This is a genomic window from Sporomusa sp. KB1, from assembly GCF_007830295.1.
Taxonomy (GTDB): Bacteria; Bacillota; Negativicutes; order Sporomusales; family Sporomusaceae; genus Sporomusa.
Genome location: NZ_VLKC01000002.1, coordinates 4772012 through 4795407, shown reverse-complemented (window position 1 = coordinate 4795407; position 23396 = coordinate 4772012). Strand labels below are relative to the sequence as shown.

The 23396-nt window shown below is 43.7% G+C and carries 16 protein-coding genes; 13 read left to right on the top strand and 3 right to left on the bottom strand.

What is annotated here, in order from left to right; all coding sequences use genetic code 11:
- The first annotated feature begins 138 nt into the window (after positions 1-138).
- From SALPA_RS26125 to SALPA_RS26065, 13 genes are all read left to right on the top strand, one after another.
- A complete protein-coding gene (locus tag SALPA_RS26125; protein ID WP_145101014.1) occupies positions 139-6672 on the top strand; it encodes an autotransporter outer membrane beta-barrel domain-containing protein in 6534 nt (2177 codons plus the stop codon).
- 298 nt (positions 6673-6970) lie between these two features.
- Positions 6971-7942: an AAA family ATPase gene (locus SALPA_RS26120; RefSeq protein ID WP_145101011.1), complete on the top strand. Its 972-nt coding sequence runs from the start codon at positions 6971-6973 to the stop codon at positions 7940-7942.
- A complete protein-coding gene (locus tag SALPA_RS26115) occupies positions 7927-8529 on the top strand; it encodes a GTPase (protein ID WP_145101008.1) in 603 nt (200 codons plus the stop codon). Before SALPA_RS26120 ends, SALPA_RS26115 begins: the two co-directional genes overlap by 16 nt.
- Positions 8510-9100 (top strand): hypothetical protein, encoded by a 591-nt coding sequence (locus SALPA_RS26110; protein WP_145101005.1) that lies wholly within the window; start codon positions 8510-8512, stop codon positions 9098-9100. The genes SALPA_RS26115 and SALPA_RS26110 overlap by 20 nt, the downstream gene beginning before the upstream one ends.
- A complete protein-coding gene (locus tag SALPA_RS26105) occupies positions 9097-9318 on the top strand; it encodes a hypothetical protein (protein ID WP_145101002.1) in 222 nt (73 codons plus the stop codon). The genes SALPA_RS26110 and SALPA_RS26105 overlap by 4 nt, the downstream gene beginning before the upstream one ends.
- A gap of 61 nt (positions 9319-9379) precedes the next feature.
- Positions 9380-11173: a GTPase HflX gene (gene hflX, locus SALPA_RS26100; protein ID WP_145100999.1), complete on the top strand. Its 1794-nt coding sequence runs from the start codon at positions 9380-9382 to the stop codon at positions 11171-11173.
- A 3-nt stretch (positions 11174-11176) separates the two neighbouring features.
- Entirely contained in the window at positions 11177-12418 is a 1242-nt protein-coding gene (locus SALPA_RS26095) for a methionine gamma-lyase family protein (protein WP_145100997.1), read from the top strand.
- A 131-nt stretch (positions 12419-12549) separates the two neighbouring features.
- Complete coding sequence (locus SALPA_RS26090; protein ID WP_145100994.1) at positions 12550-14298, top strand: hypothetical protein; 1749 nt, start codon at positions 12550-12552, stop codon at positions 14296-14298.
- Between the two features lie 29 nt (positions 14299-14327).
- On the top strand, positions 14328-15185 hold the full coding sequence (locus tag SALPA_RS26085; protein ID WP_145100991.1) for a PRC-barrel domain-containing protein: 858 nt from the start codon (positions 14328-14330) through the stop codon (positions 15183-15185).
- A 135-nt stretch (positions 15186-15320) separates the two neighbouring features.
- Positions 15321-16658, top strand: coding sequence for a VanW family protein (locus SALPA_RS26080; RefSeq protein WP_145102299.1), 1338 nt, complete (start codon positions 15321-15323; stop codon positions 16656-16658).
- A gap of 516 nt (positions 16659-17174) precedes the next feature.
- Complete coding sequence (gene istA, locus SALPA_RS26075) at positions 17175-18719, top strand: IS21 family transposase (protein WP_145100988.1); 1545 nt, start codon at positions 17175-17177, stop codon at positions 18717-18719.
- The gene (istB, locus tag SALPA_RS26070) at positions 18716-19465 is read left to right on the top strand and encodes an IS21-like element helper ATPase IstB (RefSeq protein WP_145100986.1); all 750 of its coding nucleotides are present in this window, start codon (positions 18716-18718) and stop codon (positions 19463-19465) included. Before istA ends, istB begins: the two co-directional genes overlap by 4 nt.
- Before the next feature lie 330 nt (positions 19466-19795).
- The gene (locus tag SALPA_RS26065; RefSeq protein WP_145100984.1) at positions 19796-20779 is read left to right on the top strand and encodes a site-specific integrase; all 984 of its coding nucleotides are present in this window, start codon (positions 19796-19798) and stop codon (positions 20777-20779) included.
- Positions 20780-21001: 222 nt separating this feature from the next.
- Here SALPA_RS26065 and SALPA_RS29315 read toward each other — a convergent pair whose 3' ends face one another.
- The 3 genes from SALPA_RS29315 to SALPA_RS26055 form a co-directional block, all read right to left on the bottom strand.
- Positions 21002-21232, bottom strand: coding sequence for a hypothetical protein (locus SALPA_RS29315; protein WP_186451235.1), 231 nt, complete (start codon positions 21230-21232; stop codon positions 21002-21004).
- Positions 21233-21847: 615 nt separating this feature from the next.
- A complete protein-coding gene (phoU, locus tag SALPA_RS26060) occupies positions 21848-22519 on the bottom strand; it encodes a phosphate signaling complex protein PhoU (RefSeq protein ID WP_145100981.1) in 672 nt (223 codons plus the stop codon).
- A gap of 202 nt (positions 22520-22721) precedes the next feature.
- On the bottom strand, positions 22722-22967 hold the full coding sequence (locus tag SALPA_RS26055) for a hypothetical protein (protein WP_145100978.1): 246 nt from the start codon (positions 22965-22967) through the stop codon (positions 22722-22724).
- Positions 22968-23396: the final 429 nt, after the last annotated feature.

Genomic DNA, 23396 nt, shown 5'->3' with positions numbered 1-23396 from the left:
GTAAGGAAATAACCAGGCTTGCTAACAATTGAATATAGAACTAGGTACTATGCTTTTGCCACCCTGTGAAGGTGCGAACTGGTGCTCTTTTGGCTTTTAGCAAAGTGCTTTTACAAGGGGGTGAGAGGAGCCGGTTAAGTGCCAAAGACAGAAGAAATACTTGTAGAGGAGATGTTTACGTTGAGTGGTAATTGGCTGAAAGTATTAAAACGCAGAAAATTACAAAAGAAGCTGGCAGCAGCGGTTGCGCTGGGATTGCTCTGCGGCACGTATCTGCCGGGAGCGCAGGCCGCGGAATACACCGGCAAAGTAACCAGCAATGTTACCGAGGATAATAAGGTATTGCCGGGTAAGGCGGTATTCGACGAAGCTGCTGACACAGTCAGGTATACCTTTACGGAAAACACGATGATCAACAACAGTTATACCTGGCAGGAACTGGCTGCCATGGGGATAACAGCAGACAATCAGGGCTATATCAGCACTATTCAGCCCGGTGGTCCGACGGCCCCGAACGTAAAGAGCGGTGAATACCACAATATGCTGTTTAATCTTAACGGGCATAATTTGACTGTCAACCATGTTGTTGACACCGGCATAGGCCAGATTGACCCGGCCAGACCAACTGTCGGTGCCTATATCTCCAGTACGCCGCTTTATGTGGAGAAACCGGTAAGTATTACATTTGACAATGTCGGCAAGCTGACGCTGAACAACCAATCGACAGGCTACTATCTGGCCGGAATTTATGCAGGCTATTACCGGGGATTAGGAACAGAGGAAAAAGAGCTGGCAGCCGGCCGGCCGGCCATCATCATTAACAACGCTGGGGGCTGGGATAATGCTGTCACTGTTACCGCCGGCGGCGGTCAGTATTCGGAGAACATAACCGGTGTTAAGATATTTAACCGCGGCGAACTGATCATCAAGGGATACGCCGATTTTGCCAAGGATACGAAGGATGCCCAGGGAAAGATTTTATCTACCAAATACTTTGGTCTTGACGTTAATACGATGGGCAACAGAGTGGAGACCAGTGCGCATCTTTCCCTCGGCGGCGGCCGCTGGGGAACTATTTATGGCTATGGTAATTCGTTATTAGAGCTTAATACTGTTAAAGACTCTGCTGGTAATGTAACCGCTACTAATAATGATGTTATGATGGTAGGCGATATCCAAACCAAAGCAGCCTACAGCACGGATATTACCACTGTTAATTTAGGCCTGACAACGAAAGATTCTTTCTGGCAGGGCGCCACGAATGCCGGCACCGACAATCAGGTTGAGAATTTGTTTATCCAGAACGGTGGCAGCTGGATAAACAATGCGGCCAGAGTATCAAACATTATCAAGCTGCATGGCGGCACGACCGCGGATACGGCAGGTGTATTGAAGTTTTCCAACACAACTGCCGGGGCGAGCATTGATAAATATGACGGTCATGTCGTTGCCATGTATGCGCATGCCGATGCAACCCCGAGCACAATGCTCGGCGGCAATATTACGATAAAAAGCGCTGCTGCCGGCTCAGAAATTACCCTGCAGACAGGCAGTAATGGCATCGATGTGACTAATCATGCGATCGTGAGCGGCGTTTTTGATTCGTTGGCCAATAAGCTTTTTTATACCGGCTACATAACGGGTGAGCGCAATCTGACCGGCAAAGTAAAGATCGCCGAGGGTCTGACCACGGAATCGGCCGAAAAGGCGATTGGCGACATCTGGTACGACCCTGCTAACGGGCAGGGCAACTATATCCAACAAGCAGTGACCGATTATACCACGACGCTGACCGGCACTGCCGCGGATCTTCCCTATATTGCCGGCGGTGTCTATTATGCCAATGGCGATATCCGCAGCAAAAAAGCCACCAGCATCAGCGTTGCTGATGCACCTGCTATTGATGTGGGAAAAAACATCGATTTAGTTATTGATATGCTTGGCAGCAACTGGAATATTGCTGCTGCATCTGACCAGAACGAGATTACGGCGGTGGCCGTAGACAATAACGGCTCGCTGACAGTTAACAACATGGGGACGGTTACGGTTGGCGCGAACGGCCGGAACGCTGTGGGTTTTTACGCCGGTATCGGCACCGGCGGGGCGGTAGCCGACAAGGCTTCCATAACAATCAAGAACAAGAATACGCCCATTATTTTTACCGGGGACCCGAACTATGCGTACACCGCTGTCAAAGCTGGTAAACAAGGAAACATCACGATTGGCGCGCCGATACAGTTGGCGGGAGAATTGCAAAATTCTGTTAACAGCACGGTGTTTGACGCTGACGGCGGGACTATTGCCTATAACGGCAGAGTCAAAAACATTCTGAAAACCAACGGCTATTTAGTCAAGGCCAGCAATGGGGCGACGGTAAGGCTTGGTGATTTGAATTACGGCGCCGCCACGGAATTGCGGGGCGATATTTTAATCAGCAAAGGCACTTCTACGGCCGACAATCTGACGAATGTATTTTTGAATGTGAATAAGATGCAAACCTGGACCGGCAGCGCGGGCGGCGACGGCATTTTTGAGATGCGTATGGGCACCAGCGGCACAACCGCTGACTTTGGCGGCACCTGGTACAATCGCTGGCTGAACGGTAGCCAGGCCGACACCCGTGTGTCGGAGCTTACAGTGGGCTCAACAATGCCGTCAAGCATTTACCAGCAAAATGCCGGGAAACTGTATTTGGACAAGGTCAGCGACGGTGTTCTGAATATTTATTATGAGCATGCTCAGGATAATGTTGCTAATTTTGCCGCCGGTGATACGGTAATAGGCCATGGAGAAACCAACTCCGGGAACAAGACGGAACTGACTTTAAAGACGGACAGCACGGGCATTGATATGAATAACAAGACACAAGTCAACAGTGTGCTGCAGGCATTGGCCAAGAAGCTGACCTACACCGGCTATGCTAGTGGCGAGCGTGATGTCAACGGGCACGCGGAAATCATGGAAGGGCTGCTGAATTCCTCCGCGAAGCTGGCCGGCGGTCTTATCGGCTTCAACGAAACCACCGGCCAGGGCTTTTATGCGCCGCAAACCGCAAATTCGTTTACGACAGCGATAACCGGCGGCACTGATGAAGAATACGCCCTTCATGGTGTTAAAAGTGGCTCAGACTATTTGTTTAAAGAGGACACTACCATTAATACGGTCTATGACAAAAACGGGGCTGTTTACGCGGCGGTGGATGTCGGTGCAGGCAAGACTGTCACCATGAAAACAGACGGCAATTTGCTGAAGGTGCAAAGCAGTGCCACGGTGGCGGACGCAGGGACCGGGTATGCTGCCGGCATAAATGTGCGCAAAGGCGGTACGCTGACTGCAAATAACGGCAATCTACTGATTACTGCCGGCGGCAATGTCAAAGACGTTTACGGTATATATGCTGACGGCGACCCTGCTGCGGCGGCAGGCGATATGGTCACAATTACACAAAAGACCATGAATGGCGGGTTCAACGACGGCAACGTTCTGAAAATTACGGGAACAGCCGGTGAAGGCGGCAAATTTACTGCCATAAAGGCCAATAATAATGCGGGCATTACTATAACCAGCAAGCTTAAAATTGATGCCCAGGCTGGTATCGGCATTGTTGCCGATAATGGCAGTAATGTAGATATAAGCGTTGCCGTCGACACGTATAATGCAGACAAACAAAGCAGTTACCTTGATGCGACCGGCGGTATTGCCATAACGGCCGGCAAAAACAGTAAAGTAACCTTGTCCAACCTGAAGACCGGAGATTATGTCAAGGGTGATATTTATACCGATATTGCCGGTGAGGGCGGGCGGGTTGATCTCGCCTTATCAAGTAACACCCATTGGACCGGCGGCGCCCAGGGCCAAGGCATTTTCAATCTTTCCTTAAGCAGTGCCCTGGCTCTGTGGACAAACCAATGGCAGCAGGGCAGCGGCGATACCCATGTAACCCTTCTGAAAGGTCCGTCAAACAGCTACGCCGGATTTGGCGTTATTTATCAGAAAAACAGCGGCAAATTAGAGGTTGACTCTTTTGCCGGCATAACCGCCGTGCATTACGATCATGACGGGACGGACCCGACGAAGCTTACCGGCGGCGATGCGGTTATCAAGTCGTCGGTATCCGGCGCCGGCTACAGCAAAAACAATGTTGTTTTTGTCCGCACCGATACCGCAGGCATTGACTTAAGCAACACGCTGCAGGTCAATAAAATCTTAAATGCGCTGGCGAATAAGCTGTATTACACGGACGCCATCCAGGGTGGCTCCAGCGGCGGCTACAGCCTGATAGGCTCGGCGGCAATTACCGAGACAGTGACCGGCGGCTCCAAGACAGATCTCGGCGTCAGATCCGGCGCTATCGCTTTTAATACCAAAACCGGCCAGGGCTATTATTATTACGCGGCGCCCGAGCAGGTGGCGACCGAATTCGGCAGCACCCTTACCGGACATAATCAGATCCGCGACAGCAAAACCACGGATTACGAGTACGCCCAGGGCGGCGTGATCGACAGCGAGGGCAATTACGCGTTCAAAACGGCCGGCACGGCTGTCGCCAACAAAATCGCAGTCGACGATGTTGACACCGTTACCATCGGCAGCGGCGAAAGCGCGATTACGGCGGTCAGCGGCATCGCTGCCCAGGATGCCGGCATCAAAGCAACGGCGGAAAATACGCTTGACGTTACGGCCAAAGCCACGGAAGCGGGCAAGGCTGCTATAAGCGTCTATACCGCAGCAGGCAGAACAGCTGATTTAAGCGCAGATAATCTGGCCCTCACCGCCAGCAGTGAAAAAGGCAATGCGTATGGCATTTATAATGAAGGTACTGCTACTATCGCCAAAAACCTTAGTGTTCAGTCGACAGGAACCGGTATTTTGGCAGCAAGCGGCAATGTCAAGGTTGACGGACATACAATCATCAACGCTGGCGGAATTGGTGTACAGGCCGGAGCAACCGGCGTTGTTCAACTGGCCTCAGCGGAAATTAAATCCGGTGAAGGCAAAGCGGCCATTGATGCCGCCGGTGGCAGTATCCTGCTTAATACAGGTGAAACAGGGCAGGCTGTCGTCGCGGGAGATATCATCGCCAGCAGCGGCGGTACCGTGGATGTAAGCTTCAACAACAGTGACGCCTCCTTCCACGGCAACATTATCAATGACAGCAGTACGGTTAACATGAAACTGAAGAATGGCGCAGTCTGGACCAATACGGCCAAAGACAGCGGCAATGCAAGTGCGGTCATCAACAGCTTCACAGGCGGCGACAGTAAAGCCAATGCCGGCATTATCAAGCAGGAAAACAGCAATAAAATTACCATTAATAATTACAGCGGCAGTGCGAAATTCATCTATGCGCATGATGAAAATGATCCGGCGAACATTCTTGGCGGCGGCGTAGTGATCGGCACTGCGACCCAAGGTTCAACAATCAGCCTGGTAACAGACTATAAAGGCATAGGCGCAGGCAATGAAGCCGTATTGAGTGTGTTTGAAGCCATGGCCAACAAGGTCACTTATGAAGAAGCGGTAAAGAACAACCTGACAGCAGCTTTGGCTGACAGCAGCAATAGCGGCAAGCTCAGCGGCACGCTGGAAATAGCGGAAGGACTGCTTACCAGCAGCGCGGCGCTAAAAACCAGTGACCTGAGCTTTGACAACCAGGGCAAGGGGCATGTCGGCGGCACAGTGCTTGATGTCGATCCGGCCACAGGCAATACAACCGAACATACTCCGGAGATCACCTACGGCAACAAGCAAACTGCCATGATGCGCGGCGCCAAATCAGCGATGGTATCGTCCGCCCTGGTCTGGAGAGCGGAAAACAATGACGTCCTGAAACGTCTTGGCGACCTGCGTCTTGATCCCAAGGCAGAAGAGGGTCTTTGGGTGAAAATGGGCGGCGGCAAAACCAGCTATGAGCAGGATAATACCGAATTCAAAACCGACTTTAAAACCTACCAGCTCGGCTATGACAAAACCGTAGGCAAAGCTGGCTGGCGTCTTGGCGCGGCGGTAAGTTATCTTAAAGGCGACAGCACTTACGAAGCCGGCAGCGGCGACAACCGGTCCACGAGCCTGAGCCTGTATGGCAGCTGGCTGGGGGAAAAAGGGCGCTATGCCGATATTATACTGCGCGGCAGTAAAGTAAAAGCCGATTATACCGTATATAACGATTATGGCTATAAGCTTAACGGGGAATATGACACAACCGGCATGGCGGCAAGCGCGGAATACGGACAGCGCATTAAGACCGGCAGCAAAGGCTTCTATTATGAGCCGCAGGTTGAACTTACCTACAGCAGGCTGGGAAGCGACAGCTATGGTGCGCACAGTGACTATCTGAACGGCACTGCGCTGCAGGTAAAGCAGGACAGCTTTGACAGCCTGATTGGGCGCGTGGGTATTGGCGCCGGAATTCAAAACGAACGTGGCAGCGCATTTGTCAAGGTATCGTTGCTGCATGAGTTCCTGGGCGATTTTGACACCAGCTATTCAGCCGCCGGCGAGCAGTCTAAAGGCACAAGCGTGGACTTTGGCGGCACCTGGGTCAATCTGCAGCTTGGCGGTACAACTAAGCTCAGCAACAACAGCTATGCGTATGCTACCTTCGAGAAATCGTTCAGCGGCGATGTCAAGACGGACTGGCGTGTTGACGGCGGCTTCCGGTTCACTTTTTAAACAGCGGTGAGGCAGAGTAAACTGTTGTTGAGAAATTGGCGGTTGCGCTAAAGAGCCTCAACAAAAAAGACGGCAACCGGCATAAAACCGGTGGCCGTCTTTTGCATTCGCCCGGCATAAGCAAAATCTTTCCTACAGAAGTAACTCGTATAGCGATGCGGTAGGTGGCTTCGCCTCTGCCTGGCGGAACTAAATAAGATAATTATTTAGTTCCTGCTTAATTGGCAAAAAGATTAATCACCATTGGGCATTGGTGACGTATACTATATACCACGAAGCCTCTGTGGGGGTGATAATCATGAATTGCCAGTGGCCTGAAGATATAGTAACCGCTGTTGAATCCGGCCAAATATCTCCTATCGAAGCGTTTAAGAAACTGCGTGAGTTAGATAGTACTGCTTTTGCCGGTGATTATGCGAATGATATTCACTTTACTGTAGAACAGCGTATCGAAAATATATTGCGCGAACTGGACAGCCTGATTGGCCTTAATGAAGTTAAAAAGTTAGTGCGTGAAATATATGCCTTTATTGAAATTCAAAAGCGTCGCGAAAGAGAACATTTAAATACTGAGCCGATGGTGTTGCACATGATCTTTAAAGGCAATCCTGGTACTGGAAAAACCACAGTAGCCAGAATTATGGGCAAAGTATTCCGGGAGATGGGAGTACTGTCAAGGGGACATCTAATTGAAGTCGAGCGGGCTGATTTAGTAGGTGAGTATATAGGTCACACAGCTCAAAAGATGCGTGACCAACTAAAAAAAGCATATGGAGGAATATTGTTCATCGATGAAGCTTATTCATTGGCCAGAGGAGGCGAAAAAGATTTCGGTAAAGAGGCTATTGATTGTATGGTGAAAGCCATGGAAGATCATAAAGATGAATTCATCTTAATTTTGGCTGGATACCATAAGGAAATGGAAATTTTTTTACAAACAAATCCAGGTCTGCATTCGCGGTTTCCTATCCATCTTAATTTTCCCGATTACAACAAACCGGAATTATTAGAAATTGCTGAACAACTGTGTGTAAAGCGTCAATATCAGCTTACCAGTCAAGCCAAAATTGCATTGCTTACTTTGATTAATCCTCCAGAAAACAACAGCGATGATAATTTTGGCAACGCCCGTACTGTACGGAATATTATTGAGAAGTCTATTCGGAGGCAGGCTGTGCGATTAATAAGCAAACATTCTACCACCAGGGAAGAATTGATGGTTATTGAACCATGTGATTTAATGGGGGTGGGACCATGCGGGAATGTGTGATCATCGGTCGCCCTAACTCTGGCAAAACCTTATTTGCCCTTAATTTTGCCGGATATCTTGGAACAAAAAATATTGATGTTACATTCCGGACATATGATGGTTTAATGACTTGCCGACATTTTTCCATTGAAGAAGCGAAACGGGAATTATGCAGCAACACCTTACATAAAACATGTTCTTTACAGTCGATGCTCCTAAATATGAAAGTGGGCAAAGCAACTGTAAATTTTAAACTTACCGATACTTGTGGTGTCAGCGAACAAATTCATGCTGATGAACGAATTCGTAAGGGGATGGCACAAACTATCGGTTTGTTACGTTCGGTTGACCTGCTTTTGCATGTAGTGGACTTATCACTTATCAATAAAGGGTTTTCCAAACAATCCTCTATTGACTATGAATTTTATAACTATGGTATGATTTGCAAATCCTATGTACTGCTTGGAAATAAATATGATTTAAGTTCTGCTAAAAATAATCTGCCTCATCTGGCAACTGCTTTTCCTAAAGCTAGGATTATGCCTATCTCGGCTTTATATAGTCAGGGATTTAGGGAGGTGAAGGCTTGTGTGGCCAGAAATATTTGAATTTTTGTCTACCATTGTAGCGGTTGCCTGTTGTGCAGCAGCTGTAAAACTAGCCGATGATTACCTGGATAAGGAATATGATGCTATAGCGGGGAAAACTAACTGGGCCGAGATTTTTGACAAAGGGACTATGTTGTATGCTATGTTTTTATTAGCTCTGTCAGCAGGCATCAATGCACCTTTGGCTCTGTCTTTATTTTTAGGCAGCTATATTGTGGGAATGTTTAGTGCTATGCGCGATAAGTTTCCCAGTCGCTTAAACGGATTTCAGGAATCACTTGTTGCCGTTACTGTTGGTCTGGTATTATTCGGTTGGAATACTATGCTATTTTCGGTTAGCTTTGTATTTGCTATCCAATTATTTGACGACTATATTGATGCCCACAGTGACTGCTTATCTGGTCAGCGTAATCTAGCTAATCGATATGGTAAAATGGAATGCTTACTTGTAGGGTTATTTTGTACCCTAGCAGCTTTTTGGCTGAATGAAAGGTTATTTGTTCCGACACTAGCCGGAACGGCTATCGTTTATTTATTATCATTTCGTTTTACTAATACGGTGCGAATATGATAACCTATGCTATATTCGGTATTCTAGCTGCCTTTTTATTAGGATACATTCTAGGAAAATATCATGGCTGGGAAAAAGGGTATCAGGAAGCAGCTGCCACTTTGCCCCTAGAACTGCGCCAACAATCTTTAGAGGACGGAAAATGCATTATTTGTGCTGAATGCTGGGCAAAAACAAGCAATCATGAAAATTTTAGCAGGGATTTGAATACTTTATAACAAAAGTGTTGTACAATATTAAATGACCAAAAGTAAGGTTGAAGTTAGGGGTGTTTACTGATTGCCTGAGATATATGGAGAAAAGACTGGCTTAAAAAAAACAATTATTGAGAATTTAGAACAGTTATATGAATATACAGTTCCCTTCGGTCAAACAATCACGGCTGAATTGGCACAAGCCATGGGGGCTATTGCCGAACAGTTAAACAAGGAAATTGCGGTATATATTAATAGACGGGGAAATGTTGTTCAAGTAGCAGTTGGCGATACTAAGACCGTGCCACTGCCAGAAACAGATGGAAGACGCGCTTTAAATCGGCTGAGCGGTATTCGCTGCATACATACTCATCCAGGCGGAGACAGTCAATTAAGTAGTGTCGATTTGGCCTCACTAAAAAAAATGCGGTTTGATATCATGGTCGCATTAGCCGTTAGCGAAAATATCCTTGAATTTAGTCTTGGTTTTATTTCAGGGCATTGTCCTGATAGTTATGAAGTACAGACAGTGGGGCCATTGTCATTAGCTGAGTTTGTCCAGATCGATTTAAACTATCTCACCAACCAAATCGAGCAATTGCTGGAAACTAAAGATGTTAGTTCAACTATAGTGCAAACAGAAAAAGCCCTATTGGTTGGCATTGAACGGCAAGGAGAATGGGATGTTAGTGATTCGCTTAGTGAGCTGGCACAATTGGCTCAGACAGCAGGCGCTGAAGTCGCAGGTTCAGTTTGGCAAAAGCGCAGTCGCGCTGATGCTGCTTTATATATTGGTCGCGGCAAAGTTCAGGAGATTAGTCTTATTCGCCAGGAGTTGGGCGTTAATATTATTATTTTTGATGACGAACTTTCACCGGCTCAACAACGCAATTTAGAGCAAGTACTAGGTGTTAAAGTAATTGACCGGTCAGCATTAATATTGGATATCTTTGCCCAACGCGCGCACTCTCATGAGGGTAAGTTACAGGTTGAACTGGCTCAATTAAAATATAATCTGCCACGCCTGGGCGGCCAAGGGCTGGTGCTGTCACGCTTAGGTGGTGGCATTGGTACTAGAGGACCAGGGGAAACGAAACTTGAAGTTGACCGGCGGCGAATAAGAACAAGAATCAGTGATATTGAAAAAGCAATTGAAAACCTAAAAGCCCATCGGTCTTTGCACCGTGAACGGCGTCAGGCATCTGAAATTCCTACAATAGCATTAGTAGGCTATACCAATGCCGGAAAATCAAGCTTGCTTAATAAACTTACTGCTGCCGAAGTTTTAGCAGAGGACAAGCTGTTTGCTACATTAGATCCAACTACCAGACGAACTAAATTACCGGGTGGGCAAGAAATATTACTAACAGACACTGTGGGATTTATTCAAAAGCTTCCTCATCAGTTGATTGCTGCATTTCGTGGTACGCTGGAAGAGGTAGTTCAGGCTGATTTACTGCTTCATGTTATTGATGCCAGTCATCCACAATTTGAGAAGCAAAATATCGCTGTATACCAAGTGCTCAAAGAACTGGGAGCTGATACCAAACCAGTAATAACGGTATTCAATAAAATAGACAAAATTGACAATGAATACGTAACTGAGCGTATGCTCCGGCAAGCTGACAGTATTGCCGTATCGGCAGTTGCAGGAACCCATATTGATAAGCTGCTTGCCATGATCGAAGGCACTATTAAAGCAAAAAGTATTGATGCAAGGTTAATAATACCCTACGATGACAGTGGTTTTATGGCCAAACTATATGCCGTTGCTACTGTAAATTCAGTTGAATACCAGGCAGAAGGCATTTATGTTTCTGCTTCTTTATCACCAGAATATTGGGAGCGGTTTAAGAAGTATGTAGTAGGAGATGAGTAATTAATGAATTTATTTTCCGATCAGATTATGGCACTAAAAGCAAAAACCATGGAACAGGCACGGCCGCTGTTTGCGAGAATTGATGAGATATCAGAAAGAAATACAGCCAAGGTACTTAAGGCTTTTCGCAACCATCAAATTTCCGAGTATCTTTTTCGTACAACAACCGGCTATGGCTATGGCGATAGTGGACGGGATCGCCTTGAAGCCGTATGGGCGGAGCTATGTGGAGCTGAAAAGGCTTTGGTGCGTACTCAATTTGTATCTGGGACACATGCGTTAGCCTGTGTCTTATTTGGCTTGTTGCGTCCAGGAGATGAGTTGCTGGCCCTTACAGGTACACCCTATGATACCATGCAGACAGTCATTGGACAGACAGTTAACACCCCAGGTTCACTGATAGAAAGTGGCATTACCTATCAGGAAATACCGATGACTCCAGACGGAATCAACCTGAATGCAATTGCCGGCTATCTTAAAAGTAATACTAAAATAGCATTGATACAACGTTCACGGGGTTATAGTTTACGAAAACCATTATCTATTAGTGAAATTAGTGCCGCCTGTGCTGAAATAAAGAGACACAAGCCAGATTGCATCTGCTTTGTGGATAACTGTTATGGCGAATTTGTGGATATCACTGAACCAACAGCAGCCGGTGTTGATATAATGGCAGGATCGCTGATTAAAAACCCGGGTGGCGGCTTGGCGCCATCAGGCGGATATATTGCTGGCAAAACAGAATTAGTAGATATGGCTTCCTATCGTCTAACAGCACCGGGGTTGGGTGGACATTTGGGAGCTAGCCTTGCTGATAGCCGATTACTTTATCAAGGTTTGTTTTTAGCGCCTCATGTTGTGGCGCAATCGTTAAAAGGAGCCATATTTGCTGCCATATTATTTGATTTGCTGGGCTATAAAACTTTACCACACGTTAACGAACTGCGAAGCGATATCATCCAAGCTATAGAACTTGGATCACCAGAGAAAATGATTGCATTCTGCCAAGGACTACAACAATATTCCCCCGTAGATGCACATGTACGGCCACTACCTGGCCCTATGCCTGGATATACTGATCAGGTAATTATGGCAGGAGGGACGTTTATTCAAGGTTCATCAATTGAACTTAGTGCGGATGGTCCGTTACGTCCGCCTTATATCATCTACCTCCAAGGTGGATTAACCTTTGAGCATGCTGCACTCGGCATTCTAGGAGCAGCGAATGCTATTATAAACATGTAATTTAGGTATTTCTTTGTACATTTCTTAAATCGAACTGCTTGCTTGACAGGAAAAAAGTCAAAAGCGTCGAATACAGTAAAAGTATGACTTATTATGGCTTGGAAAAAATATGTAGCTTTTGGTGGTCTATCGTGGAATATATAATTGCCAGTTCGGTTGCTATGTTTATTGCAACGCTGATTGTCTATAAGGTGGCAAACAACCTATTTGGGCTTGGCTTGCGAATAAAGCCGCTCTTGTTATGTGCAGTATGTGCCATGTTTATCAGCCTGGTTTTACCTAAAATTGTTGTGGGATTTGCCGGTTTACCTGGAACTTTGGCTGTATTGGCAATTTTTTCAGTTGGATTTGCTTACTTTGTTGCCCGATGTGATAAAGAACCTTCGCCGCCGCAAACACTCGACACTGAGGCCGAAAGTGCGTGTTGCCAGGCTGAACCGTTAATCCTGCCTGAGATAACAGCTAAGATGGCGACTCAGGAAGAAACCAATCAGGATGCTTCGCTAGCTGGTACGCCAGTTAGCGAAGCTGATGTAGCGGAACCAATAAGCAAGGGTTTGACTACTGAGGGTATTGAATCTTCAGAAGACCTTATAATTGAGCAGCAATTTATGGATAGTCATGAGAATGGAGAAGATGCAGAAGTTTCGCTACAAATCTCTGATGCAACTGGTGAGGAGGTAATAGTGCCAGATGACGGTGTACTGCCGCCAGAGCAGTCATCTGTGCAGGAAGCGGCTAAAGCAAAATCAGACTCTCAAGCTGCTGCACCAGTTATCGAATCCGATTTCGATGAATTAGATGAATTAGAGGAAACAGTAACTACTGGTTTGATCCCGGATACTATAGGGTCTTCAGAAGACCTTTCAGAAGACCCTATAGTTGAGCAGCAATTCATGGATAGTCATGAGGATGGGGAAGATGCAGAAGTTTCGCTACAAATCTCCGATGCAGCTGGTGAGGAGGTAGTAGTGCCAGATGACGGTGTACTGCCGCCAGAGCAGTCATCTGTGCAGGAAGCGGCTAAAGCAAAATCAGACTCTCAAGCTGTCGCACCAGTTATCGAATCCGATTTCGATGAATTAAAGGAAACAGTAACTACTGGTTTGATCTCGGATACTATTGGGCCTTCAGAAGACCTTATAGTTGAGCAGCAACTCAAGGATAGTCATGAGAATGGAGAAGATGCTCAATTGGCAATAGGAAACTCTACAGAAATTACTGTTCCTGAATCTGAATTCAGACAGTCTATCCAACTAGAAGATTCTACTACTGAGGAAGATCAGCCCAGTACAGAGATAAAAGAATTTGAAGAATATACGCAAAATACAGCAGAAGTTTCGCAACAAATGTCTGACGTGACAGTTGTTGCGAATGTAGTAGTGCCAGATAATGGTGAACTGTCTCCAGAGCAGCCATCTGTGCAGGAGGCTGATGATTCAATAATGAAATCCAATAAACCACTGGATCTTAACCAGTTGGAATCTGAGAAATTAGATGATTTGATTGATTTTGCTTTCTTGAATAAAGAAAGTCAAGATTATGAAATTGCATTTAATGCTTTTAATAAAGCATTAAAATTATATCCTAATAGTGAAGCTGCTCCATTTCTCGTCGTTGAAATTGGTAATATATTAAAAAACAAAGGAGACTACGATGGTGCCATTAATGTATTTGGGCATGGTCGTAATTTATCGCAAACCAAGCAAGACGAAATGATGGAACAGGAATTTATTTGTACAATTGCTTATTTGCGGATTATCAAAAATGTTTTACTCCAAAATCGTCTTGGAAATATACCGTTTTTAAAAATTCCGCCACATATAGTAAAACAGATTGATGAAGAATTTCACGAGTGGCGTAGTGTAGGTAATATCTAATTTATTAAGAGATATATGGAGGTCATAAAATGAAAAAAAGTGTGGACATTATTGGACAGCCAATTATTAGCATTACCGAAGGTAAAGAATTGGGTAATGTTAAAGAGCTTCTTGTTAATTATTCTAATGGTACAATAGCTGCATTAGTTATTGATGATGGTAAATGGTATTTAGGTGCTAAGCTTTTACCATTCCCTGCAATCGCCGGTCTTGGTGAATCTGCCGTTACTATCAATAATAGCAGTGATATCATAGCTATTACTGGACAATCTGAGTTTGAAAAAATGTTTGAAGCTGATGTTAAAATTATTGGTACCAAAGTGCTTACTAAAGGCGGCAAAATTCAAGGTAAAATTAATGAATTTATCGTTGATAACTCAGGTAAAATCACTACTTGTGAGTTAGAGAAACCAGACGGTGAAGTTGTCCAACTCCCGGCACAAAATATTGTTACATTTGGTAAAGCGGTCTTAATTGTTTCCGATAGTGATGAGGTAAATACTATATCTGCATCTGCAGCCAATAGTGTGGAAGTTGAAGTTATTGAAACTATCCCTACTGTACCTGTTCAACCAGAACCAGTGGTTGAGCCTGAAGCTGAACCTATTCCAGCTAATCTTGATTCTGACCCTGTTTCTCAGGCTGAGGTTGCTGATCCGATTCCAACTAATGAAGTTCGTGAAGCGGAGCAACAGCCTGTTGATGATTCTGCGAAAAAATTTGATGACAAACATCGTAAGTTCTTACTTGGCAAGAAAGCTGCTCGCCGGATTGAGACTGATAATGGAATGTTAATTGTTGATCAGGGTAGCGAGATTACTGAGGAAGTTTTGCAAAAAGCAAAGCTTGCCGGTAAATTTGTTGAACTATCAATGAACATTCAATAATAGTATCCCCAACAGTATCCAAAATTCCCCCGCTATATCGGCGGGGGTTTGTTACCATAACGAAGGGATTGATTATGCCTTGTGCAGACTGTAACATCAAAAAATGCAAACATACTATTTTTCTTACTTATTATAATGTTATTTAGTTCAGTAAGTATGATTGCGGCTAATACAGCTTTCTTAGTCAAAAATGAAATTTACCACGGAGTCACTGTTGGCGATATTCATGTTGGCGGTTTATCAATAATGCAAGCGCAGGAAAAGATTGCGGCTGCATTTAAAGAACGGACTGCCAAAACACCTGTGATTACAGCAGTATATCAAAATCAAAAGTGGACAATTTCTGCACAGGACATTGACTTGAGTATTCAGGCAAAACAATTAGCTCAGCAGGCATACGATATTGGACGGACTGGTAACATTATTCATCGCTTAAAAGAAAGATATTTAGCGGTAAATCAGGGACATAAATTGCCATTAGCTTTCCAGTATAACCAAGCAAAAGTTCAAAGTATTTTCACCAATATTGCTACTAGTATTGATCAAGAACCACAGAATGCCAGGATGAAATTAGCTGAAAAATTCGAGATCGTTCCCGAGATAGTCGGACATAAAGTTGACTTAGCTAAAACTCTGGCGTTGGTGCTTGATAATCTTAATACTAAGATTACTTTTACCTTTACAATACCGGTCAACGACTTTATACCGTCAGTAGTGGCTAGTGATTTCGCAGAAATTGATGGAATAATTGCTTCTTATATTACGCATTTTGATCCTTGGGATCAAAACCGTATGCAAAATGTGATTTTAGCCGCTCGCAGTGTTAATGGTTTGCTGGTGAAAACAGGTGAAGTATTTTCTTTTAATGATGTTGTAGGCTTACGATTGCCTCAATTTGGCTATAAAAAAGCTCCTGGATATATTAATGGAGTTTTAGTACCCGATTGGGGTGGAGGAGTATGCCAGGTTAGTAGTACCCTGTACAATGCTGTTTTATTAGCAGATTTGAGTATTGAAGAACGAACAGCTCATTTTCATCCACCTGGTTATGTACCCCTAGGACAGGATGCAACCGTTGCTGATAATCAATTAGATTTTAAGTTTAAGAATACTCTACCCCAGAATATTTATATTACTAGTGAAGTATCGGGGAGTAGGCTTACTATAAATATCTGGGGCAAACAAATTCAAAAACAGCCTGAAATTTATATAGTCTCTACAGATAAAAAGATATTAGAGCCAAATACCATCATCCAAAAAGATCAGCAGCTAGAATTAGGAAAAGAAATTGTAGAAGATGAAGGACAAAGAGGGGTTCAGGTATCTACCTATCGTATTAAAAAAGTCGATGGACAAGTTGTTAAACAGGAACTGCTGGCAATTGATGAATTTTCACCTGTTGACAGGATCATACGCGTTGGAGCTAAGATTCCAGCCCAGCAACCTAAACCTAAGAATAGCACTAATTATTAATTATTTAAATTTAAGGTAATAAAAAAATCAGCTTGCGTGAGCTGATTTTTTATTATTACTTTGCTGAACAAGTTCAATCATGTTCGTGGTATTTCTAATCAATTTTTTATAAATTTTATGTCCGATAATATTTATTACGTAAATTTAAAACTGAGCAAGGCGTAAAATCGTGTATCTTTAAATTAAATTGAATTAATTGCTAAACTCTACAGAGAACTATTAAATAAAATAAATCAAAGTAAGGCGAGACTCGCTCGCTGCAAAAGATCAAAGAAGTCGTTCTCAACTGGTCGCAACACAGCGGCAAGCCCACCGGATGATTACAGCACACCACAGTCCACAGCAAGGTGGCTTCTCTGGCGCAGCAGGGTCAAAAGATTAGATACGAAAGATTATGAATATTTCGTATGTGCGGAGCAACGCGTACGCGCAAAGTGAGCCAGCGAAAACCATGAACCTGTACAATGAAAATATGCATCAATAAGATGTGAATTTTCATCAGGAGGTCATGTAAATATGACGTCGTACAGAGAAATTCTAAGACTACACACCCAGGGAATCAGTCAGCGCAGCATAGCTGCCAGTTGTGGCTGCTCAAGGAACACCGTAACTAAAACCATCAACACAGCAGAAGAAGCTCAGTTATCGTGGCCATTGCTGGAAAAGATGACCGATCAAGAAATCGGCAAGCTACTTTTTCCAACAATCACACCGAAAAGTCTGTACAAATTTCCGGACTACGAATACGTCCACAAGGAAATGGCTAAAAGCGGTGTAACCCTAAGCCTTTTGTGGAATGAGTACTGCGAACAGAGTCGCTTGTCCGGCGATGTACCGTTTATGTATACGCAGTTCTGTAAATATTACCGAGAGTTTGCAAACAAAACAAAAGCAACTATGCACATTGATCGCAAGCCTGGTGAAAAGCAGGAGGTAGACTGGGCCGGTCAGACAGCTTTCATTACGGATACCGATACCGGAGAACTTATTCCGGCATATATCTTCGTGACAGCATTGTCCAGCAGTGGATATGCCTACGTGGAAGCGTTTCTTAATCAGAATCAAGAAAGTTGGATTACTGCTCATGTAAATGCCTATCGCTTCTTTGGCGGCGTTGCCCGTATTCTGGTACCAGACAACCTAAAAACTGGTGTTGAGCGTGTGAACTGGTATACACCGATCATTAACCGAACGTATCATGAAATGGCAGAACACTATGGTACCTGTGTTATCCCTGCTCGTGTCAGAACTCCAAAGGACAAGCCAAAGGTAGAGGGTACCGTGGGCATTATTTCCACTTGGATCATCGCTGCGTTGCGTAAGCAGCAATTTTTCTCATTGGCGGAACTGAACAGTGCCATCCGAGAAAAGTTAGAGCAGTTCAACACAAAACCTTTTCAAAAGAAGTCCGGTAGTCGCAAAAGCGTTTTTCTTGAAGAAGAAAAGGAATATCTTCTGCCTTTACCTAAACAGCCCTACGAGTTGTCAACATGGAAGATTGCCACTGTGCAGTACAATTACCATGTTGCCGTGGAAAAAATGTACTATTCAGTGCCCTATGAGTATATCAAACAAAAAGTGGATATTCGTCTGACACGCAACGTGATGGAGGTCTTTTTTCAAGGAAACCGAATTTGTTCACATCCCAGATTACATGGATATCCCGGACAATACAGTACAACTGTGGAACATATGCCGGACGATCATCAGAAATACACCGCATGGAATGCGGAACGTTTTCTTTCCTGGGCAAAGAGTATTGGACCGAATACTGAAGCGGTGATTAAGGCAATCTTTGCGTCCCACAAGGTCGAGCAGCAAGGATATCGGGCATGCATGGGACTTCTGAAATTGGCAGACAAATACTCTATACAGAGATTGGAATCCGCATGTACCCGTGCTTTAACATATACACCGCGTCCCGGATTTAAAAGTATCCAAACCATTTTGCATTCCGGTAGTGACCGAATCACTCAGGAAACTCCATCCCAAGAGAAGCCGAAAACAAATTCCCATGGATTCACCCGTGGAGCTGCATACTACGGAGGTGAATCCAAATGATGAATAAAACAACTTTAAACAAGTTATGTGAAATGAAACTATCTGCCATGGCGGATTCTTATAGGCTACAGATCCAGGATGCATCTCTGGGTGAACTGAATTTTGAAGAACGTTTTGGGCTAATGGTTGATGCAGAATGGACGCGCCGCAAAAGTAATCATCTGAATCGACTTATAAGAAAAGCGAGTCTACACTTTCATAGTGCGGCAGTTGAGGACATCGAATACCATGTCGATCGTAAGCTGGACAAAACACAAATTATCCGCCTTGCCACATGCAACTACATTGGAGAATGCCATAACATTATCATACTTGGCGCTTCTGGTGCCGGTAAAACATATCTTGCCTGTGCTTTTGGTGTGGCAGCTTGCCGTAACTTCTATACCGTGAAGTATGTTCGGTTGCCTGAGTTATTAGATGAATTAGCTGTAGCCCGTGGAGAAGGCAATTATCAGACAGTAATGAAACAGTATAAAAAGGTTAGCCTGTTGATTCTGGATGAATGGCTTTTGACATCGCTGACCGGTGCTGCGGCTCGCGATCTGCTGGAAATCGTGGAAGCTAGGCACAAACAAGGCTCAACTATCTTTAGTTCTCAATTCAGTCCTGCTGGATGGCACGCAAAAATCGGTGAAGATACGTTGGCCGATGCTATCCTCGATCGCATCATCCATGATTCATACACAATCTTTATTGATGGACAAGATTCTATGAGGAAACGAAAAGGGATTGCTACAGAAGCCTAAACTTTTTTATCCTACCGGGGGACACTCTCCCCCGGCAACTATTTCAAACTGGCTCTCGCAACGTAGGGGTGGCTCAATTTATAGCGTGAAGGTGGATCAGTCTGCTGCGTTTTACTGGCTCACTTGAGGCGAAATATTCAAGATTAGTACGAAATCCAAAAATTTCTGTATAAGGTATGGTCAATCGGAACGGAATATGGTAGGCTAACTACAGAAAGAAATATTCAATAGTTTAACCGTATAAATCTTATAAATTTAAGAATTTTATAACTAGTGATAATTTATAGTTATCACTAGTTGATAATGTTTTTTTCGAGGAGTCTATCTATTATGAATAACAATGATAAAGATTTTGTACTACGTAAAAATAATTTTATTCAAAATAACAAGAAGCTATCAATAAAAAGCAAAAAACGCTTGCAAAAATCTAAATCGGATAATACCTTACGTGCATATGAAGCTGACTGGATGGATTTTTATGATTGGTGTACACATCATAACTTGCAAGCTTTACCTGCGGAACCGGAAACTATTGTCAATTATATTAATGACCTAGCTGATCATGCTAAAGCTAATACGGTATCTCGACGCGTAAGCGCTATTTCGGAAAACCATAAAGCCGCTGGATGTGTTGACAATAATCCATGTCGCGGTGGTCTCGTTCGAAATGCATTGGATGCCATCAGACGTGAAAAAGGCACTCTGCAACGAGGCAAAGCGCCAATTTTAATGGAAGATTTGCAAAATATTACATCTTACTTTGATAATACAGATATAGCGGGAATTCGAGATAAAGCTTTGTTGCTGCTTGGTTTTATGGGTGCTTTTCGCCGATCTGAGCTGGTACAAATAGATATTGAAGATTTAACTTTTACGCAAGAAGGTGTAATCATTCTGGTAGCACAATCTAAAGGCGACCAGGTAGGCCAGGGGGCCCAGGTAGCCATCCCCTACTATCGCTCAAATCGGGATATCTGTGCGGTTACTGCTTTAAAATCTTGGATACATACAGCACATTTAGATTCAGGTCCCCTCTTCCGCCCTTTAAATAAATATAAACAAATTCGTAATCGAAGATTAACAAATCAGTCTGTGGCAATCATCGTAAAGAAATATGCCAAACTCTCCGGTCTAAACCCAGATAATTTTGCTGGACACAGTCTCCGGCGAGGATTCGCCACGAGTGCAGCCCAACATGATGTTGATGAACGTTCAATAATGCAGCAAACACGTCATAAATCTGAAAAAATGGTACGTAGATATATAGAGCAAGGTAATTTATTTAAAAATAACCCATTGAATAAAATGTTTTGAGCTAGTCATTTACATTTATTATATATAGCCACATGTATATATAGCCACATGCACAGCATGTGGTATTCGCTTACGCAAATATGCCTTGTAAGGCATCGCTGAGCGATGCCTTACAAGTTGGTTCATATATCTCGTTATGAATTTGAACTGAACAAAATACCTAACAGGTCGGACTACAATCATCTTCAAAGCAGCAGAATAACAAAATAATAATAATGATTATTATGATACAACTAAAACTGCCACCTCCACCACAGCCAAATCTTCCTCCCATAAGTAGACCTCCTCATTCGTTGATTGATTAAGGTAATATATTATAATATATGGAGTTTTGAGCGTTTGGCGACAGTTAAATCCAATTAGCTTATCGGAAATGGCCGCATCATTCAAATTCTCATCTGCCAAAAACGGCGAAATTCGCCGCGTCACCACTTCCGGATCAAGTGCCAACACCTTGTTATTCAGCTATATTCCATTAGTTAGTAAAGCAAGGACAATAGTTACAAGGAGGTTTCATAAGGAAAAAGCAATGAACCCTAACCGAGGCTAGGGTTCTATAAATGGGGGGAGGAGATCTCTATATAAACCGAATGGAGTTGCCCATCCGGAACGCTTTATCTAGTCTACTCTTCCTGAGCCTTTAATCTTGCAATTACATGGAGAACATAAATTATAACAAACAAGTTCATAAAAAATAGAATCCACATCATCTTCCATCACTCCGCATCATTTAGTTTCGCTTTGCCTTGACTTGATAGGTATATAATACACGATAAGTGTGAAGAACTCATGAAGAAATTATGGCTATTTTGTGAACTTTGCAGGCAACAGGACGTAAAAGGACTTCCTTAATGCCACTTGACCGTCAAACTGCTTACATTATTTTCTCGTCTACTTCAAAACTACAAAAGCCAACTACAGCCAACTACAAAAACGGAATAAAACTACCCAAGTGGCGTTTCACGTTCAGCCCACTTGGGTTCTTATTTTTCAAACGACTAAGATAGATAATAGATAATATTACTAGAATTTCCGCAGTATAGCAGTATATAAGACCAAGACTAAAATTTATCTCAGCCTAACATAACGAAAGCCGGTTCCCATATAGAACACCCATTCTGCGATATTTACCGCCCGGTCAGCAGACCGTTCAAGATAGCGAATGGCGGTGTGCATTTCTAACATAGCCTGGGATAGGCTGCCGTTTCTCCTACCAGTGTCAATCATTAGGTTAAACAATTTATAATTAGCCGAATTTACTTCTGCATCCTGCTCTTTGGCAATAACGACAAAATCGTGGTTTCTGCTTTCATAGGCTCTCAATGTATCAGTCAACATATTTATTGCCAAGCTCCCCATATCTCCGATAACACTACCTAAATGGGAAACTGGTGCTAAGTCCAATCCCGAAAGTTTTCTGTGAGTTATTTTAGCAATATTGTTTGCATAATCGGCAATTCGCTCAATTTCTGCGGAAATCTTAATACTGGCGATTAAGAATCTCAGATCAACGGCCACTGGTTGTTGAGTGGCTATGATAGCAATACATTTTTCTTCAATTTCGCGGTGTAAGGCATCTATTTCACGCTCATGATGACGAATAGTTTCCGCGCCCCCGGTATCAAAGATAGCTAAGGCCTCCACCGCCTCAGCAACAAATGTTGTAGTTTGTTTTCCCATCCGACTAATTTGCTCATTGATTTCGTGGAGTTCTTCCTGGTAGCCTTTTCTTACATTCATAGAATTATCCCCTCCAAACTATCTTTTTCCCGGGTGAAAATCAAGAATGTTAACCAGCCTATTTATGTCGCTCTCAATTTCAGCTTTGTTGCGCTGCCCATATATAATATATGACCATTTACCTTTTCTTGCAGCGCCCGGCTTCATTGAATGAGACTACCTCCCTTTTTGACCCGTCCTGATTCATTATTTTAAATCTTAGTCATACCTTAACTTTAGTTTTCTCTTTGGGGAGTTTCGTCGACTTGTCGACTTGATCTGTTCCTTTTTGGCTAAGATAATTTTCCAGAGCAGTCATAATAGCCACTGCCTTCGGACTATCAATCTGTTTCAAAAGTTTTACGATACGCTTCCACTCTGCCTCTGTCGCCTTGATCGATCGTGGTTTTCTTTTCTCCTTGACCTTAGGACGACCTACGCCTTTTGGTTTTTCGTCTTGACATCCCATTTTGCCAACCTCCTTAATAAAAATAAAGATACGAAACCAAGAAGTAACTTCGTAATAGAAAATTTACCTGGTAGTATAACCGTCAATAGCCACACCCATATAGTACTATGTTAATTTAAGTATATACCGAAATTAATTTAAGTCAATACCAATTTTCATTTTAATGAAAATTAGTATTGTAATAATTGCACCTAAAATAATACAAAAAACACCTCCCTCTGCAACTTTGTGTAAGTGTTCCGTACTATCAGGAAGTCAGCTGGCAATGGCTTTTGACAATCTCCATGCGATTATCAGACTCAATGAACACAAAAGGCTCTGCAGCTTTCGCCAGAGCCTTTTGTGTTATCCAACTTTTTCAGTTCTTGAATCTCTTCCCCAGTTGAACATCATGTCCATATCCAGAGTAATATGAGGAAGCACCCCTGT